The organism is Cytophaga sp. FL35 (assembly GCF_014349235.1).
Classification (GTDB): Bacteria; Bacteroidota; Bacteroidia; order Flavobacteriales; family Flavobacteriaceae; genus Euzebyella.
The window spans coordinates 125,522-143,697 of the sequence record NZ_JACSOH010000007.1 but is presented as its reverse complement, the minus strand read 5'-3'; the positions used below and the strand labels follow the sequence as shown (position 1 = coordinate 143,697).

16 protein-coding genes are annotated in these 18,176 nt (G+C 39.5%); 7 read left to right on the top strand and 9 right to left on the bottom strand.

The features are described 5' to 3' along the window. Positions 1–52: 52 nt before the first annotated feature. Together leuC and recG are read right to left on the bottom strand one after the other, a co-directional pair. Positions 53–1,474, bottom strand: coding sequence for a 3-isopropylmalate dehydratase large subunit (gene leuC / locus BIZ36_RS07985; RefSeq protein ID WP_187457357.1), 1,422 nt, complete (start codon positions 1,472–1,474; stop codon positions 53–55). A gap of 199 nt (positions 1,475–1,673) precedes the next feature. Continuing rightward, complete coding sequence (gene recG / locus BIZ36_RS07980; RefSeq protein WP_187457356.1) at positions 1,674–3,818, bottom strand: ATP-dependent DNA helicase RecG; 2,145 nt, start codon at positions 3,816–3,818, stop codon at positions 1,674–1,676. 110 nt (positions 3,819–3,928) lie between these two features. Here recG and BIZ36_RS07975 point away from each other — a divergent pair, with 110 nt between their 5' ends. Beyond that, positions 3,929–5,989, top strand: a complete 2,061-nt coding sequence (locus BIZ36_RS07975; RefSeq protein WP_187457355.1) for a M1 family metallopeptidase — start codon at positions 3,929–3,931, stop codon at positions 5,987–5,989. Continuing rightward, a complete protein-coding gene (locus BIZ36_RS07970) occupies positions 5,986–6,906 on the top strand; it encodes a patatin-like phospholipase family protein (protein ID WP_187457354.1) in 921 nt (306 codons plus the stop codon). The genes BIZ36_RS07975 and BIZ36_RS07970 overlap by 4 nt, the downstream gene beginning before the upstream one ends. Before the next feature lie 35 nt (positions 6,907–6,941). Here BIZ36_RS07970 and BIZ36_RS07965 read toward each other — a convergent pair whose 3' ends face one another. From BIZ36_RS07965 to BIZ36_RS07955, 3 genes are all read right to left on the bottom strand, one after another. Further along, positions 6,942–7,460, bottom strand: coding sequence for a DUF7935 family protein (locus BIZ36_RS07965; protein ID WP_187457353.1), 519 nt, complete (start codon positions 7,458–7,460; stop codon positions 6,942–6,944). 151 nt (positions 7,461–7,611) lie between these two features. Continuing rightward, the gene (locus BIZ36_RS07960) at positions 7,612–8,379 is read right to left on the bottom strand and encodes an OmpA family protein (RefSeq protein WP_187457352.1); all 768 of its coding nucleotides are present in this window, start codon (positions 8,377–8,379) and stop codon (positions 7,612–7,614) included. Between the two features lie 117 nt (positions 8,380–8,496). Then, complete coding sequence (locus tag BIZ36_RS07955) at positions 8,497–9,771, bottom strand: amidohydrolase (RefSeq protein WP_187457351.1); 1,275 nt, start codon at positions 9,769–9,771, stop codon at positions 8,497–8,499. A gap of 157 nt (positions 9,772–9,928) precedes the next feature. Between BIZ36_RS07955 and BIZ36_RS07950 the strand changes: the two genes are divergently transcribed. The 4 genes from BIZ36_RS07950 to BIZ36_RS07935 all read left to right on the top strand — a co-directional run bounded on the left by BIZ36_RS07950 (position 9,929) and on the right by BIZ36_RS07935 (position 14,038). After that, positions 9,929–12,256 (top strand): ATP-dependent helicase, encoded by a 2,328-nt coding sequence (locus BIZ36_RS07950; protein ID WP_187457350.1) that lies wholly within the window; start codon positions 9,929–9,931, stop codon positions 12,254–12,256. A gap of 8 nt (positions 12,257–12,264) precedes the next feature. Beyond that, on the top strand, positions 12,265–12,840 hold the full coding sequence (locus BIZ36_RS07945; protein WP_187457349.1) for a Crp/Fnr family transcriptional regulator: 576 nt from the start codon (positions 12,265–12,267) through the stop codon (positions 12,838–12,840). A gap of 77 nt (positions 12,841–12,917) precedes the next feature. Next, positions 12,918–13,310 (top strand): VOC family protein, encoded by a 393-nt coding sequence (locus tag BIZ36_RS07940; protein WP_222937309.1) that lies wholly within the window; start codon positions 12,918–12,920, stop codon positions 13,308–13,310. A gap of 107 nt (positions 13,311–13,417) precedes the next feature. Then, positions 13,418–14,038, top strand: a complete 621-nt coding sequence (locus BIZ36_RS07935) for an L-threonylcarbamoyladenylate synthase (RefSeq protein WP_187457348.1) — start codon at positions 13,418–13,420, stop codon at positions 14,036–14,038. A gap of 72 nt (positions 14,039–14,110) precedes the next feature. On the opposite strand, the gene BIZ36_RS07930 is transcribed toward BIZ36_RS07935, so the two are convergent. The 3 genes from BIZ36_RS07930 to BIZ36_RS07920 all read right to left on the bottom strand — a co-directional run bounded on the left by BIZ36_RS07930 (position 14,111) and on the right by BIZ36_RS07920 (position 16,531). Next, positions 14,111–14,965: an OmpA/MotB family protein gene (locus tag BIZ36_RS07930; protein WP_187457347.1), complete on the bottom strand. Its 855-nt coding sequence runs from the start codon at positions 14,963–14,965 to the stop codon at positions 14,111–14,113. Between the two features lie 105 nt (positions 14,966–15,070). Then, positions 15,071–16,072, bottom strand: coding sequence for a glycosyltransferase family 2 protein (locus BIZ36_RS07925; RefSeq protein WP_187457346.1), 1,002 nt, complete (start codon positions 16,070–16,072; stop codon positions 15,071–15,073). 12 nt (positions 16,073–16,084) lie between these two features. Continuing rightward, positions 16,085–16,531, bottom strand: coding sequence for a type I restriction enzyme HsdR N-terminal domain-containing protein (locus BIZ36_RS07920; RefSeq protein WP_187457345.1), 447 nt, complete (start codon positions 16,529–16,531; stop codon positions 16,085–16,087). 81 nt (positions 16,532–16,612) lie between these two features. Here BIZ36_RS07920 and holA point away from each other — a divergent pair, with 81 nt between their 5' ends. Beyond that, positions 16,613–17,614, top strand: a complete 1,002-nt coding sequence (holA, locus tag BIZ36_RS07915; RefSeq protein WP_187457344.1) for a DNA polymerase III subunit delta — start codon at positions 16,613–16,615, stop codon at positions 17,612–17,614. A 1-nt stretch (position 17,615) separates the two neighbouring features. On the opposite strand, the gene BIZ36_RS07910 is transcribed toward holA, so the two are convergent. Then, on the bottom strand, positions 17,616–17,990 hold the full coding sequence (locus BIZ36_RS07910; protein ID WP_187457343.1) for a DoxX family protein: 375 nt from the start codon (positions 17,988–17,990) through the stop codon (positions 17,616–17,618). Positions 17,991–18,176: the final 186 nt, after the last annotated feature.

The window sequence follows — 18,176 nt, the reverse complement described above, 5'->3', positions numbered from 1 at the left end:
TTTCTTTTTGTTTGAGTCGATGGTCTGTAAAATTACCACCAACATTTGGTTATTAACCAGCTATTGCTTCTTCTTGTAATAATTCTCTTGGATCCGTAACTTTTCCGGTAACTGCTGCTGCTGCGGCTACTAACGGACTGGCTAAAAGCGTTCTGGAACCGGGACCTTGTCTTCCTTCAAAATTTCTGTTGGAAGTACTTACGGCCAATTTGCCGGCCGGAATCTTATCATCGTTCATTGCCAAGCAGGCCGAACAACCGGGCTCTCTGAGCTCAAAACCGGATTCGGTAAAAATATCCAAAAGACCTTCTTCTTTTATAGCGGCTTCCACTTTGTGACTTCCGGGAACCAACCATGCCGTAACATTGTCCGCTTTTTTTCTACCTTTAACAATCGAGGCAAAAGCACGGAAATCTTCAATTCTACCGTTGGTACAACTTCCTATGAAGACATAATCGATAGGTTTCCCGATCATGGCATCGCCCTCACCGAATTTCATGTAATCCAAAGACTTTTTGTAGGTTGCGGCACCTCCTTGGGTTTCATCAAACGTAGGAATCGATTTGCTAATACCCATACCCATGCCCGGATTTGTACCGTAGGTAATCATTGGCTCTATGAGGCTTCCGTCAAAAGTCAGTTCCTTATCAAAAATGGCATCGGCATCGGTATAAAGGGTTTCCCAATATTCCATTGCGGTATCCCAGGCAGCACCTTCTGGAGTAAACTCCCTTCCCTTGATATAATCAAAAGTAGTCTGGTCAGGAGCAATCATCCCTCCACGGGCACCCATTTCTATACTCAGGTTACAGACCGTCATACGGCCTTCCATGCTCATGTTTTTGAACACATCACCCGCATATTCTACAAAATATCCGGTTGCACCGGAAGTAGTCAATTGTGAAATGATGAACAAAGCAACATCCTTAGGTGTAACTCCGTACTGAAGTTCTCCCGTGATATTGATGCGCATTCTTTTTGGTTTTGGCTGCATGATACATTGGGTGGCCAATACCATTTCTACTTCTGAAGTTCCTATACCAAATGCAATGGCACCAAAAGCACCGTGGGTAGAGGTGTGTGAATCTCCACAAACGATGGTAGCCCCAGGAACGGTAATACCGTATTCAGGACCAACTACGTGAACAATACCATTTTTTTGGTGTCCCAGTCCCCAATATGAAATACCATGCTCATTGGCATTTTCTTCCAACATTTTAAGCTGGTTGGCAGAAAGTGGATCCGCCACCGGAAGGTGTTGGTTAAGGGTAGGCGTGTTATGATCTGCGGTGGCAAATGTTTTTTCAGGGTGCATAACCCCGATACTTCTATTTTTTAAACCAAGAAAGGCAACGGGGCTGGTAACCTCGTGTACCATATGGCGGTCTATGAACAGCACATCTGGGCCGTCTTCTATTTGGTGGACCACATGGGAATCCCACACTTTATCAAACAATGTTTTTTTAGCACTCATAGTCTTTCAATTCTAAGCTAACAAATCTAATGAAACACCTCGTTTTTTAGAAATTATAACCTCTTAAAATTACGATGTTCAAACTCAAATCAAGCTATTCTCGTATTTATATTTTACTTTCTTTTTATCTGAAGATGTGGTAGTTGCGTGGAAATGTGCGAGGTTCTTTATTTGAAAGCTTAACTCTATTTAATGAATTCTAACTAATATAATTCCAAATATTTTTGTGTTTCACAATTTGTGAATAGGCGTGACGAATCGGTAAATTTTCCGGTTTTTCCAATCTAGGGTCGGTTTTAAGTAGTTGAATGGCGTAATGCCTGGCGGTTTTTAAGATATCGTTGTCCTTTACAATATCGGCAATTTTAAGATTAAGGACACCGCTTTGTTGGGTTCCCATTATATCTCCTGGCCCCCTTAGTTTTAAATCAACCTCTGCAATTTCAAATCCATCATTGGTCTGTGTCATGGTCTGCAATCGGGTTTTGCTTTCTTCGGAAAGTTTATGTCCGGTCATTAAAATACAATAACTCTGGTCTGCGCCACGCCCCACGCGTCCCCTCAATTGATGTAATTGAGATAGTCCGAATCTTTCGGCACTTTCAATGACCATGACGGAGGCATTGGGCACGTTTACCCCAACTTCAATAACAGTAGTGGCCACCATGATTTGGGTTTCTCCACGTACAAAACGGTCCATCTCATAATCTTTATCTGCAGGTTTCATCTGTCCATGTACAATGGATATTTGATATTCGGGCATGGGAAAATCGCGAGCAATGCTTTCATAACCGTCCATTAAATCTTTATAATCCAAAGCTTCGGATTCCTGTATGAGCGGATAAACAACATATACCTGACGCCCTTTTTTTATTTCGTCCCTAACGAAACCAAAAACTTTTAAGCGATTGGAATCAAACCGATGTACTGTTTTTACCGGTTTTCTACCGGGCGGAAGCTCATCGATAACCGAAATATCCAAATCCCCGTACAAGCTCATGGCCAATGTTCGTGGAATAGGGGTAGCGGTCATCACCAAAATATGTGGGGGCAAGGACCCTGCTGAAGTTTCATTATCCGCGTTTTGAGGAGTGCCGCCTTTGTGCCATAGTTTGGCTCTTTGTGCTACCCCAAAACGATGTTGCTCGTCAATAATAGCCAGGCCTAGATTTTGAAATTGGACCTTATCCTCCAATAGGGCATGGGTGCCTACCAAAATATGTAGGCTTCCGTTTTCTAAATTGGCATGTATTACGGTCCGTTCCGATTTTTTCGTGGAGCCTGTCAGTAACGCACAATTGAGCCCTACTTTATCCAATAGTTTTTTGATGCCCGTATAGTGTTGGTTGGCCAAAATTTCGGTTGGGGCCATCAAACAAGCTTGGTAACCGTTGTCGATGGCCAATAACATGGTCATTACCCCAACAATCGTCTTTCCTGATCCAACATCGCCTTGAAGCAGTCGGTTCATTTGGGCATTGCTGCCCAAGTCTTGCCTTATTTCCTTAATAACTCGTTTTTGGGCACCTGTTAACTCAAAAGGCAAGTGATGGTCATAAAACTCTTTAAAATACTCCCCTACTTGATCAAAAGGCAGTCCTTTAATTTTTTGCTGCCTCAAAGCTTTTTTGGTGAGTAACTGGAGTTGAATAAAGAAAAGCTCTTCAAATTTTAAACGGAACTGAGCTTTTGCCAGTAACTCTTGGTTTTTAGGGAAATGAATATTTAAAAGCGATTCTGCCTTCGGTAACAGATGTATTTCTTTTAGAATGTTATCTGATAGGGTTTCGGAAAACCTGGCTTTGGTCTCCAAAAACAATTGCTGCATCATTTTACTGATTACCCTATTCGTAATGCCCTTATTGCTAAGTTTTTCGGTAGAAGGATAAATAGGTTGCATACCCACCTTCAATCCTTTTTGGTGTTCCGTAAGAAGTTCCATGTCTGGGTGGGGCATCGAAAATTTCCCATTGAACCAATTACAGCGACCAAATATGACATACGCAGTGTTCAATTTCAGGTTTTCGCGAATCCATTTTTGTCCGCGGAACCAGACCAGTTCCATATCACCGGTATCATCTACAAATGTGGCAACCAACCTTTTGCCTCTTTTTTGTTCTACCGTTTTAATGTTGACAATTTTACCCACTATTTGAACATCGGCATTGCTACGTTGCAGTTGGCCAATTTTGTAGTATTGGGTTTTATCGAGATACCGGTTGGGGAAGAGATTAAGTAGATCTTGATAGGTGTGAATACCCAATTCTGACTGCAGGGTTTCCGCCCGGTTGGGTCCAACCCCTTTTAGGTAAACAATGGGAGTTTGCAGGTTTGGTGTATTCATGCGACTAAAATAGGAGTTCAGCAAAAGATTAGCAACACTATGTGGACAACCGTTTCTACATTACCTTTTAAAAATGCTAAATTTGGTTCGCCTTTTGTGTTAAACCCAATATGACCCGAATTTTTTGCCATTTTTTTTTATTTCTAGTGGGCTCTCTCTATGCTCAGCACCAAGATAAAGTAGATTTTACCGAGGCTCAAGTTCTTGTGGAGCCTCTTCCCAGTACAAAATCCGTAAAAGGTACGGTGACCTATCAGTTTACGGTATTGGTAAGCGTGGATTCTGTCTTTTTAGATGCGCATCAAATGCAATTCCATCAGGTACTCCTGAATGATAAGAAAATAAAGTTTCGGGCTACTGAAGAAAAATTGGTCGTTCCGCATAAATTCAAAAAGGGTCGAACTTATCAATTGACCACAACCTATTCGGCACAGCCCAAGCAGACACTCTATTTTATGGGATGGGACGATGATATTAAAGATAACGAGCAAATCTGGACCCAAGGTCAGGGAAAGTACACCCGGCATTGGTTACCTAGTTTTGATGAAATGCAGGAAAAAGTAATTTTTGACCTGAGCATTTTGGCTCCCAAAGGTTATGAGGTGATTGCAAATGGCAAACTTCTTTCTCAAAAGGATAGCCTTCACAAGTCCCTATGGAAGTTTGATATGCAAAACCCCATGAGTAGTTATCTCTTGGCCTTTGCCGTTGGAAAATATAAAAAGCAAAAATTGACCTCCAACAAGGGCGTGGCTATCGAAAATTTTTACCTACCAAAAGATAGCGCGAGGGTAGAACCTACTTACCGTTACACCCGAGAAATTTTTAATTTTTTGGAAGAAGAAATAGGCGTCGATTATCCATGGCAAAACTATAAGCAAATACCGGTACGTGATTTTTTATATGCGGGAATGGAAAATACGGGAACGACTATTTTTTCCGATGGTTACGTGATCGATTCTACTGCCTTTGTCGATAAAAACTATGTAAATGTAAATGCCCATGAGTTGGCCCACCAGTGGTTTGGGAATCTCGTAACCGAAAAAGACGGTAACCACCATTGGCTACATGAGGGATTTGCCACTTTTTATGCTTATTTAGCGGAAAGGGAGATTTTTGGAGACGATTATTTTTATTGGAAATTGTGGGAAACCGCACAAGAACTTCAACGAATATCGGATAACGACCAAGGCGAAGCATTGACCGACCCAAGAGCGAGTAGCCTTACATTTTATGAAAAAGGAGCTTGGGCATTGGTGATTTTAAGAGAAAGATTAGGGAAAGAGTTCTTCAAGAAAGGAGTAGCCAACTATTTAGAAAAATATGCCTTTAAGAACGTGACGGTTGATGATTTTCTAAAAGAATTGGAAAATGCCGGGCAAACGGTCTTATCCGACTTTAAGAATACTTGGTTAAACAACACTGCCTTCTTAGGGGAAGAAGCACGGACTTTACTTATTGCTAAGTGTCCTTCACTAAAGTTGTTTTATTCCGAAGAAATAAAAAGGGCATATCTGGATAGCATTTTCGAGGGAGAACATCCCCATCAATTGAAAATAGCCCTTTTGGAGAAGTTTAAATCGCAACTTTCAAGCGAAGAACTTCTGGAGCTCACCAAAACAACGGATGTGCTTACCCGTCAAAAAGGCATTCAACTTTTAGAAGAAGTTCCTCCAAATATGGAATCTGCTTTTGCAAGCTATATAGAGGACGATAGTTACATTACCAAGGAACTGGCACTTTATAAGTTATGGTCCCAATTTCCTGAAAACCGAAAAAAGTACCTGGAGGCCACGAAAGATATAGTGGGCCTTCCCAATAAAAATGTACGTTTGCTTTGGTTGACTTTAGCGATTGTAACACCCGATTTTGAACCTGAAAACACCCCAAAATTTATTGTTGAATTGGAAGATTTCACTTCTCAGGCCCATACTTGGGAAACACGTCTTGGAGCGTTTCAATATTTTTCAGAAATAGGTTTTACCGAAAAATCTTTGGAGCATCTAATAATGGCCACCGAACACCATAGTTGGCAGTTTAAAAAATATGCCCGAAATTTAATAGAACAGCTTCTTAAAGAAGATACTTTGGAGAAGAGAATATCTGGGATTTTTGAGAAACTAAATAGCGGGGAATTACGTTATATGAAAAGCAAATTGGATACAAAATGAGAGCTTTGGTCATTTCGGGAGGAGGAAGCAAAGGCGCTTTTGCGGGCGGTGTCGCCCAATATCTTATGCAAGAAAAAAAGCACGATTATGACCTTTTTTTAGGAACTTCTACAGGAAGCTTACTTATAAGCCATTTGGCGCTTCAGAAAATAGAAAAAATAAGGGAGATTTATACGTCTGTCAATCAGGACAGTATTTTTAGTAATTGTCCTTTTACCATACAAAAGAAGCACGGAGTCCATAATATCGGTATTAATCACTGGAATGTTTTAAAAAACTTTTACCGGGGCCGAAAAACTTTTGGAGAGAGTAAGAACCTGCATACACTTATCAGGAATACGCTTACTCGGGAGGAGTTTCAAGCTTTAAAAAACGGTCCTAAAAATATAATTGTTACCGTTTCCAATTTATCCCTGAACCAAGTGGAATATAAGTCTATCAATGATTTTTCATATGAAGATTTTGTGGAATGGGTGTGGATTTCCTGTAATTACACGCCCTTTATGAGCTTGGTTCGAAAAAACGGTTGTGAATATGCCGATGGCGGCTTGGGGAACATGGTACCTATTGAGGAAGCGGTGAGAAGGGGCGCCAAAGAAATTGATGTGATCGTATTGCAAACCGAAGTGACCCATTTAAATAGGTTGCCCTCTAAAAACGCATTTTCCCTTTTAACAACTATGTTCGAGTTTATGTTGGACCGGATTGAATTTCAGAATATTAAAATAGGAAAGTACGCAGCCGGCCATAATGAGGCTATTATCAATTTTTACTATACCCCCACGGTTCTTACGACCAATTCTTTGGTCTTTGACAAGGAAAAAATGACCGCATGGTGGGAGAGAGGCTATAACTTTGCTAAATTCAAGAATACGGAACTCAATCAGATAGAACCAGAAAAAGGCGAAGTACTCTAAAATACTCCGCCTTTTATAATTTTATTTTGATGGTTTTACCAGAGCTCCCCAATTTCCTTTTTCACAAAGGAAAGTGCAGTAGCGGAAGGGGACTCTTTATCCATAGTTTCTGTAAGGATATCTTCCCGTAGTTTGTCCGCGGCATCCGTTTCGCTCATAGCAGCTTTTCTGATCATTTGCACCGTAGCGCTTTTGGCCGCTTTGATAACGTTCCAACATTCATCTGTCATGTAGATTTGTTGCGATAGGTTATGGTCAAATTCCGTTTCAATGGTTCTGATCAAAAGTTGCTCATAGTCGTTTTTATTGCCTGATTTGGGTGCCACACGCACTACCAAGCTTGGAATAGCAATACGTTCTAAAAACAAGGCCATTCGTTCATAGGCTTGTAGACGAATAGGTAAGGTGTTTTTTTGGGTATCCTTATGTAAAAGAAAACGTCTTCTCCCTTCTTCATTACGTGTATGAAGCCTAAAAAAGTAGAAGGCCACCAGACCGGTGACTACAGCGGGTAATAGAAAACCGAAAAATTGTAAAATAGTTTCTCCAGACATGATTTTTGGGTGGTTTTAGGCCGAAAAAGATAATGGCCGATTACTATGTTTAGAGAACGATTGATTTTTAAAAAAAGTATGATGAAAAATATAGAAAAAAGAAAGGCCGCATTAAAAATACGGCCTTATACATTATATAATTCAATCTAATTTACTTCTTCATCTCCTCACGAACCATATCATAAAAAGTACCATAGGCTGGATGGATGATTACCTGAATCCCTTCTTTTAAGTTTCCATCACGTCCTAAACTGGCAACACGTTCCGCTTCTACACCGGCTTCCTTTAGTTTTCGGGCTACCGATAAGGCTTGCTGAGCGGGAATATGGATATCTCCCGTCATACTTAAACCTTCAACCGTCACATTCGCTTTTGGATTGGCTGCTAAAATTTGTGCAATTTTCTCCGCCCAAGAAGCTCCTTCAGCAGTAAGTTGGTCACCCGTATCGCTTCCAAAAAGTCCGTTTAACGTATTGGAAACAACTACGCCTCCATTGGCCACGGAAATTTTGGCATTTTCTCCCATGGTTTGCTTTACATTGGTCAAAATGACAATCGCCGTTGAATCATTACTGCTAATGGCATCTTTAATGGCTTTTAGCTGATTTTCCTTGGCCTCTAAACTGGCCATGGCGCTGGTAACTATATTACTGTTCTTGTTAGATACCTCGGCAAAACTTTTCATATTCTGCATTAGTGTATTATTGGCATCTTGAAGTTCCGTTACCTGACTTTCATAAGAATTGGCTTTGTCCGTTGCAATACGCTCCGTTTTTTTGGACTCCAGCAATTCACTGTTTACGCTATCCAATTGTGATTTTAATTCGTCAATTTCAGCAATCAGATCACTCTTGCGTTGAGCATGAAGGCTAGTAAGGGAAAAAGCAAGTAAAAATATCGCTAGAAAATAATTTTTCATTGATGGGGATTAATTATGAACCTTCTAAGGTTCGTTACAATTTATTGGGCACAAAAATATATTTTATTCCTTTCCTGTGAAAATACCTTAAATAAAATCGGTGATCGGCATTTATGATTAGTTCTCCAAATAATCCAAACTCATTTCGGTCAAAGCTTTCACTCCCAATAGGAGTCCGCTATCATCAATCATAAAATCCGGTGTGTGGTGCGGAAAAGATTCCGTATTTCCTGGAGTCATCCCCCCTAAAAAGAAAAAAAATCCGGGAATCTCATTTTGGTAGTATGAAAAATCCTCACCGCCGGTTACCGCCTTTTGAAGCTGTACATTTCCATCTCCGGCTACTTTTTTTAACGAAGGAATTACCCGTTCCGTTAAGGCAAGGTCATTATAGGTAATATCCGTATTGTCCTTAATGATGATGGAGGCGTTTCCGCCATATGCCTTCGCTATATCAGGCACCATTTCTTGCATGCGTCTGGTAATTTGTTCTTTCATATCATAGTCCAGCGTACGAACAGTTCCTATCATTTCCGCTGTTTCGGGAATGATGTTAAAGCGCACGCCACTAGTTATTTTACCCACTGTAATAACGGCTGCCTCGTTGGTAAGCTCTGCTTCACGGCTAATAATGGTCTGCAGACCATCAATTATTTTTGCGCTGATAAGAATGGGGTCGATGCCTGACCATGGTTGCGAACCGTGGCTTTGTTTGCCTTTAACGTTTATTGTAAAGTGCTGAACGGCAGCCATGGTACCGCCAGGCTTGTACCTAATAACGCCAACCGGAGTTTGAGAATTAATATGCAGCCCAAAAATAGCTTCCACATCCGGATTTTTTAATACCCCTTCTTTGATCATAAGGGAAGCACCGCCTTCTTCTCCTGGAGGTGGACCTTCTTCCGCCGGTTGAAAAATAAATTTAACAGTACCTTCAATTTGGTCTTTGTGCTTGGATAAAATTTCGGCTACGCCCATTAATATAGCCACATGTGAATCATGTCCACAGGCATGCATTACAGGAACCATCTCCCCCTTGAACTCGGCTTTTACCGTAGATTTAAAAGGCAAGTTGTTGCGCTCCGGAACCGGCAAAGCATCCATGTCTGCCCTTAAGGCGATGATTTTTCCATTTTTTTTGCCCTTTAGAATCCCTACCACACCTGTATGTGCAATACCTGTTTGTACATCCATTCCCAAGGACTCCAAGTGTTTGGTTATCTTTTCAGCTGTTTTAAATTCCCTGTTGGACAGTTCTGGGTTTTGATGGATTTCCCTTCGCCATTCAATTACCTTGGACTCAATCTTTTTATAGTCCTTTTCAAATCTTAGATGTTGTGCAAATGAAATATTCACACAGATCAATAATAGGGTAACTAAAAGTATTCTCATAATTATAAAGTTACTTAAATATACATACTGAGGGGGGATTGACCTACTTGGAAAAGCAATTTTAGGTGTTGATAAGAATATCCTTAGAAATAAGCCATAGATTTTACCATAAGCCCAATAATGGCTAAATTCACAGCGCTAAAAAGAAGGTTTAGGTTTGAAGAATTTTGTTGATGAATTAAATGATGCCCAAAAGGCACCGGTACTTCATAAAGATGGTCCGTTAATGGTAATTGCCGGTGCCGGATCAGGTAAAACTCGTGTATTAACCTATCGTATTGCCCATCTCATGGCGCAAGGGGTAGATTCCTTCAATATATTGGCCCTAACCTTTACCAATAAGGCGGCTCGTGAGATGAAAGCCCGTATTGCCCAGATAGTGGGTAATTCCGAAGCAAAGAATCTCTGGATGGGTACTTTTCACTCCGTATTTGCCAAATTATTACGATTTGATGGTAGCCATTTGGGCTTTCCTAGCAATTTCACCATCTACGATACCCAAGATTCCCAAAGACTGATTGCTTCCATAATCAAGGAAATGGGATTGGACAAGGATGTGTATAAGTACAAACAAGTTCAAAATAGGATATCGTCCTATAAAAACAGCCTTATTACGGTTAAGGCATATTTTCAGAATCCCGAATTAATGGAGGCCGATGCGATGGCTAAAAGACCCAGATTGGGGGAAATATATCAGAATTATGTAGACCGTTGCTTTAAGGCCGGTGCCATGGATTTTGATGATTTACTTTTAAGAACCAACGAGCTTTTAAATCGTTTTCCAGAAGTACTGATGAAGTACCAAGAGCGGTTTAAATATATTTTGGTAGATGAGTACCAAGATACCAATCACTCCCAATACTTAATAGTAAAAGCCTTGGCCGATCGCTACCAAAATATTTGTGTGGTGGGGGATGATGCACAGAGTATTTATTCCTTTAGGGGTGCCAATATTAGTAATATCCTGAATTTTCAAAGAGATTACGATAATGTGGCCATGTACCGTTTGGAACAAAATTATCGTTCTACCCGGAACATTGTAAATGCCGCTAATTCCATTATCGCAAAGAATAAGAACCAATTGGAAAAATCGGTTTGGACAGATAATGATGACGGTCCTTTAATAAAGGTCCATAGAAGTTCTACAGATGCGGAAGAAGGTCGGTACGTAGCAAGTGGCATTTGGGATACCCGTATGAACCAACATGTGCCCAATGGAGACTTTGCCGTTCTTTATCGCACCAATTCCCAATCACGGGCCATTGAAGATGCCTTAAGGAAGCGCGATATTCCTTATAGAATTTATGGTGGCCTTTCCTTTTATCAACGTAAGGAAATAAAGGATGTTCTTAGTTACTTGAGGTTGATCGTGAACCCAAAGGATGAGGAAGCCTTGAAACGGGTCATTAATTTTCCTGCTAGGGGAATAGGTCAGACTACGGTAGATAAATTGACCGTAGCGGCCAATCATTATAACCGTTCCATTTTTGAGGTAATGGAACATTTGGGGAAACTCAATTTGAACATTAATGCCGGTACCAGACGCAAATTGGAAGATTTTGTGACCATGATCAAAAGCTTTCAGATCATGAACGAGGGGTCCGATGCTTTTGCGTTGGCAGAGCATGTGTCAAAAAAAACCGGACTTCTTCTGGAGTTTAAGAAAGATGGAACCCCTGAGGGTATTGCCCGAATGGAAAACATAGAAGAACTTTTAAATGGTATCAAGGATTTTGTGGAAGGCCAGAAGGAAATTGCCGATGCAACCGGAGATCTTTCAGAATTCTTGGAAGATGTAGCGCTTGCGACCGATTTGGATAACGATACAGGAGATGATGACCGCGTAGCCCTAATGACCATTCACTTGGCAAAAGGACTGGAATTTCCCTATGTCTATATCGTTGGGATGGAAGAAGATCTTTTTCCTTCTGCCATGAGTATGAATACCCGAAGTGAACTGGAAGAGGAAAGAAGACTTTTTTACGTGGCGCTTACCCGTGCCGAAAAGCAGGCATACCTCACTTATACACAGAACCGATATCGTTGGGGGAAATTGATCGATGCCGAGCCGAGTAGGTTTTTGGAGGAGATTGATGAAAAGTATGTGGAAAATCTTACGCCTATCGATACCGGTTATCGTTACAAGCCTTTAGTGGATTCCGATATTTTTGGAGAGGTAGATAAAAGTAGATTACGCCAAACAAAACCAGTAGCTGGTACACCTCCAGCTACTAAAAAACCTAATGAATCTCAATTGAGAAAATTGAGAAAATTAAAGCCGGAATTGTCGAATCCTGTGGGTAACACCAATAAAATAGACCCCAATCTGGAGGAAGGTTCATTGGTAAACCATACCAGATTTGGTAGGGGTAAGGTGCTAAAGATTGAAGGTGTAGGCAATGACAAGAAAGCCGAAATTCAATTTGATCAAGGAGATATAAAAAAGCTTTTGCTTCGCTTTGCCAAATTGGAGGTTGTTGGATAGGGACTGCTATGGAAGAAAAGGTTCGGTTTTTAAGCAATATCTATCAACATCCGGACTTGGGTATTCAAGATATCCAAAAACTGGCTGCAGTTCATGAAAAGGTGACTTTTAAAAGAGGTGATTTTATACTCCAAAAAGGCGAAATTCTCAATGAATATTACATTTTAGAAAAGGGACTTTTCCGTTCTTTTGTCCATGATTATCAAGGGAACGATATAACGATCGATTTTTTTACGGAAAATGATATTCTTATTGAGGTTTCTTCCTTGTTTCAACGAATACCTACACAAGAAAATATTGAGGCACTTACCGATAGTATCGCCTATATAATTGATTTTACAGACTTTCAAGAGCTTTTTCATGAGTTGGGAGGATTTAGTGAATGGGGCCGTTCCTGGATGTCCAGTAGCCTCTTTTCCTTTAAAAATCGTTCAACCCTAATGAGGGTAGAAAGCGCTAGGGAAAGGTATGAACGTCTTCTAAAGGAAAAACCCACCGTGGGTAAAATTGCGCCCCTTAAACATATAGCTTCTTACTTAGGGATTACAGATAGTACGCTTAGTAGAATTAGAAAAGTAAGGTAATTACATTTCTTGCCCTAGGTCAAGTATTTCAATGTTAGAACAGTCTACCTTGTTTCCATAATTTAAAACCTAAAAAAATGGAAATTAAAAATCCCGTAGGCTGGTTTGAAATCTATGTTGATGATATGGACCGAGCACAAAAATTTTATGAAAACATCCTTCAGGTTCAACTAGAAATCCTAACGGACCCAACTGAAGACTCTGAGGAGAAAATTATGATGCGTTCTTTTCCTTCCGATATGCAACAATACGGTGCATCAGGTGCTTTGGTATATATGGATGGATTTAAGGCAGGAGGAAATAGTACATTGGTCTATTTCTCGTGTGAAGATTGCTCGGTGGAAGAAGCACGGATTGAGGCTGCCGGAGGAAAAGTTTTTAAAACTAAAATGAGCATTGGTGAATATGGTTTTATTAGTCTTGGTAGGGATACCGAAGGTAATATGTTCGGGCTACATTCTCTAAAATAGGGCAAAATCAAAGATGTTCTTATTGAATTGGGCTAATAGTAAATCTTTTAGCGATTTATATAATTGTAAAAAGCTTTATTTTGGTATAAAATTCAATTAGCACTCCGATGGCGGAACTCATCAGAATATACGAAGAAAATCCACATCCTAGGGAAGTGTCCAAAGTTGTAGAGGTATTGCGAAAGGGTGGACTTATCATATACCCAACGGATACGGTTTATGGTCTTGGTTGCGATATTACCAATTCTAGGGCCTTAGAGAAAATAGCAAGAATTAAAGGAATTAAATTGGCAAAGGCCAATTGGTCCTTTATATGTGCCGATTTAAGTAATCTTTCAGATTATGTAAGACAAATAGATACTGGAACATTTAAAATATTAAAAAGGGCCCTCCCGGGCCCTTATACCTTTATCTTACCCGGAAACAACAATCTACCGAAAGACTTTAAAAAGAAAAAGACCGTGGGTATCAGGGTTCCTAACAACAACATAGCCAAGGCATTGGTTGAAGGGCTTGGAAACCCTATTGTTTCCACCTCCATTAGGGATGAGGACGAAGTTTTGGAGTATACCACCGATCCAGAACTCATTTTTGAAAAATGGCAAAACTTGGTGGATATGGTTATTGATGGAGGTTATGGGGACAATGTTGCCTCCACGGTAATTGATTTATCTGAAAGTGAGCCTTTAGTGGTTAGGGAAGGAAAGGGTAGCCTTGACATTTTTTAAATTTTAGAGTTTGGACAATAAAAAAGCCGCAACTATCAAGTTGCGGCTTTCCTTATTTTGTTAAAAGCTATTCTAGTTATTGATAGCTGGGTCTTTCATTCCCTCTTCGATCATGCTATAGAACTGATCGATTTTAGGTAGAACAACGATTCTTGTTCTTCTGTTTTTAGATTTCTCGGTTGGAGAAACTGGAATGTACTCCGATCTACCTGCAGCTGTCATACGCTTAGGATCAACGTTGAAGTCGTTCTGAAGTATTCTTACAACAGAAGTAGCACGCTTAACACTCAAATCCCAGTTATCCAAAAGGTTTCCGTGTCTTCCGTAAGGTACGTCATCTGTGTGACCTTCTACCATAAACTCGAAATCTGGCTTGTTGTTAACTACTTGCGCAACTTTACCTAATACCTCTCTAGCTTTTCTAGTTACGTTGTAGCTTCCGCTGCTAAATAATAATTTGTCTGAAATAGAAACGAAAACAACACCTTTTTCAACGCTAATTTCAATGTCTTCATCATCCAAATTACCCAAAACTCCTTTCAAGCTTTGTACCAATGCCAAGTTTACAGAATCTCTTCTTGTAATGGCATCTTGTAACTTACGAATAGTAAGATCCTTCTCTTTTAAGCTTTCCAAAGATTTTTCCAAGTTCTCGGCACCTTTGGTAGTTAGGGTAGTTAGGTTACCCATGTTGTTGATCAACTCTTGGTTGTTTGCTTTCAAGAAAGCATTTTGATCAGCCAACGTTTTATTTCTGGAATCAGCAGTTGCTTTCTCTTCCAAACAGTCGTTCAACTTTACAGTTGCGGAATTTAATAAATCTTGAGCTTCTTTGTGTTTTGCCTCCAGATCATTGTATTTTTTAGAAGATACGCATGAGCCTAAAAGCAGGGTTGCACCTAAACAACCTAAAATCATTTTTTTCATAATGTGTGATGTGGGTTACTAAGTATTAATTTTTGTTATTTGATTTTGCATTGACAATAAGCGACAAAATTATATAAACGCCAAATTTAGCATTTGCTATTTACGTTAATCTTTTACTAAATTGTTAAAATCCTTTATATCATTTACGAAATGGGACCAAACAATGGATTTTGTTTGGTAGTAATTCTTTGTAAATTTTACTTTTTCCCTTTTCCTATACATTTTTCTAAAGTGGACATAAAAGCTAAGGTGGGCCTGCAAAATAGCAAGGACGTGCCTAAATTTAAATTGCGTAATAAACCTAAATGCCGCTACGGCATCCAGTATTAATCGTGTGAAAATTAGGATAAGCGCCCTTCTGCGAGGTAAGTTTTTTGTAATGGAAAATAGGGAGTTCCTAAAATTTAAAAAGGTCTTTTTAGGGTTCATGTTACTAAGTGTAGATCCTCCTAAATGATACACCTTGGATTTACCGGTATAAAAAATTTTGTAGCCCTTGTTCTTGGCCCTCCAACAAAGGTCTATCTCTTCTTGATGTGCAAAATAGGTCTCATCAAAGCCTTTCAATTCCCAAAAAACCTCTTTTTTTATAAACATGCATGCCCCAGTGGCCCAAAAAATTTCAACGGTATCATCATATTGGCCGGTATCTTTTTCCAATGCTTGAAATATCCTGCCACGGCAAAAAGGATAACCAAGTCGGTCAATAAATCCGCCTGCAGCACCAGCATACTCAAAATGGTCCTTTTTGAGCATGTCCAGTATTTTAGGTTGTACAATTGCTACTTCTTTATTGGTATTAAAAAGTTCAGCAATAGGTTCAAGCCAATTAGGGGTAACTTCAATGTCCGAATTGAGAAGACAATAAATATCTGCGTCAATATGCTTTAAGCCCTGGTTGTAGCCAGTGGTAAAACCACCATTATCTGGGTTTACGATCACTGTAACCTGAGGATAGTTTTTTTTGATATATGCTACGGATCCATCAGTAGAAGCGTTGTCCACTACATAAATTTGGGCGTCGGCAGAATAGTCTACTACAGATTTAAGGTATCTTTCTAAAAGAACCTCTCCGTTCCAATTAAGTATGACAACAGCTATACGCAAAACGAAGGCAAATTAACGGCTAAAATCAGGAATATCCCTTAAAAAGCTATACTTTTCTGCCTCGAAATCCATTTTGCAGTAAAAATGGTCCAATCCGTTGGTTACCATCAAATAGTCTGCTTGCAACTGTAAATTGTATCGGGCAATTTGGTCAAAGGTGGTTTGGTCAATAACTATTTTTGGGGCTTTACATTCAATAAGTACGTTTATGTTACCATTAGGATGAAAAATGACAATATCATACCTCTTGGTCAAGCCATTGACGGTTAATTGCTTTTCAACGTTTATAAGGGTTTTGGGGTACTTTTTCTCATGTATCAAGAATTTGACAACGTGTTGTCTTACCCATTCTTCAGGTTGTAGAACCACGAACTTTTTGCGAATGTCATCAAAAATAAGGTAGTTATTTTCGCTATTTTTGAACCGAAAGTTATATTCTGGAAAGTTTAGTGGGTGCATGAAAAGAATCTACGTTTTCTAGGGTAAAAATATAATTTCTAATTCTAAAGTAAAGCGAAATTTTAAGTAGGGTAAGTACTTATGGATGAAGTAAGGGAGATTGTAAAAAATATTAAGAATGGAACGCTTAAACCTGTTTATTTTTTATTTGGGGAAGAACCCTATTATATAGATGCCATTTCTTCCTACATAGAAAAAAATGTCCTTGCGGAAGAGGAGAAGGGATTTAATCAAATGGTGTTGTACGGGAAGGACGTTACTGTTGATGACATTGTAGGTAATGCCAAACGGTATCCAATGATGGCCGAAAGGCAAGTGGTCATTGTAAAGGAAGCCCAACACCTTTCCCGAACCATTGAACAATTAACGGATTATGTAAACAATCCGCAACCTACAACCGTATTGGTCATTTGCTATAAGTACAAGAAACTGGACAAACGTAAAAAACTATATAAGGCCGTTAAGGCAAATGGAGTACTTTTTGAAAGTAAAAAACTATATGAAAATCAAGTTTCTGAGTGGATCAGGAAAAATCTACAAAGCAAAGGGTACGGTATTTCTCATAAGGCGGCCATATTATTGACGGAATTCTTAGGTACGGACTTAAGCCGAATCAACAATGAACTGGAAAAGTTGCAATTTGTACTTCCCCCAAAATCTGAAATTACCCCAGCAGATATTGAAACTCATATAGGAATCAGTAAGGATTACAACAATTTTGAGCTAAAAAAGGCTATTGGAGAGCGTAATGTTGTAAAGGCCACGAGAATAATCAATTACTTTTCCCAAAACCCGAAAGACAATCCCTTAGTTTTAACTGTTTCCTTATTGCATACCTTTTTCGCCCAACTTTTGCAATATCATGGACTACGGGATCATTCACCCAAAAGTGTTGCCAGTACGTTAAAGATCAGTCCTTTTTTCGTGAACGAATATCAAACTGCCGCAAAAAACTATCCCATGAAAAAAGTAAGTGCAATAGTAGCACATTTAAGGGAGATAGATGTGAAGGGTAAGGGGGTTGGGGCCAACTCTATTACCCAAGCAGATCTACTGAAAGAACTTTTGGTAAAGATTTTCTAAGCTATCTTCTATCTACGCTAAACTTTCCTGGACCTGCCAAGGCAATGGCTACAAAGGCTACAAGGTAAAGAAGTGCCATTTCCTTTCTTTGAAAAGGGTCTGCGCCATGAACAATAAAAGCGGCTACGGCCATAGTAATGATGACAGGTATTGCCGCCCAACGTGTTTTAAAACCAAAGATGATTAAAATAGGACAAATGAATTCTCCAATCATTGCCAAAAATAGGGAAGGGGTGGATCCAATGCCTAAAGGATTGCCAAATTCCGCACCATTAATGAGCATTTGAAGTTTACCGTACCCGTGTGTAAGCATAAAAGCTGAGGCACCTATTCTAAGGACGGCCAAACCTATGTCCTTTAAGAGGGAGTTGTTCATCTTTGTAGTTGTTTAGAATGGTATAAATGTATTGAAATTTTGTATGATAATAGGAGTGTTACCTACACATTGACCCCTAAATTAAAGCAATCGGTATATTTAATGCAAGAAGTACGATAAAATAATCAGCGCTTTTTAACCATGTTTTGAGCTGAAAAGACTTATTTTATTGAAAATCAAAATATT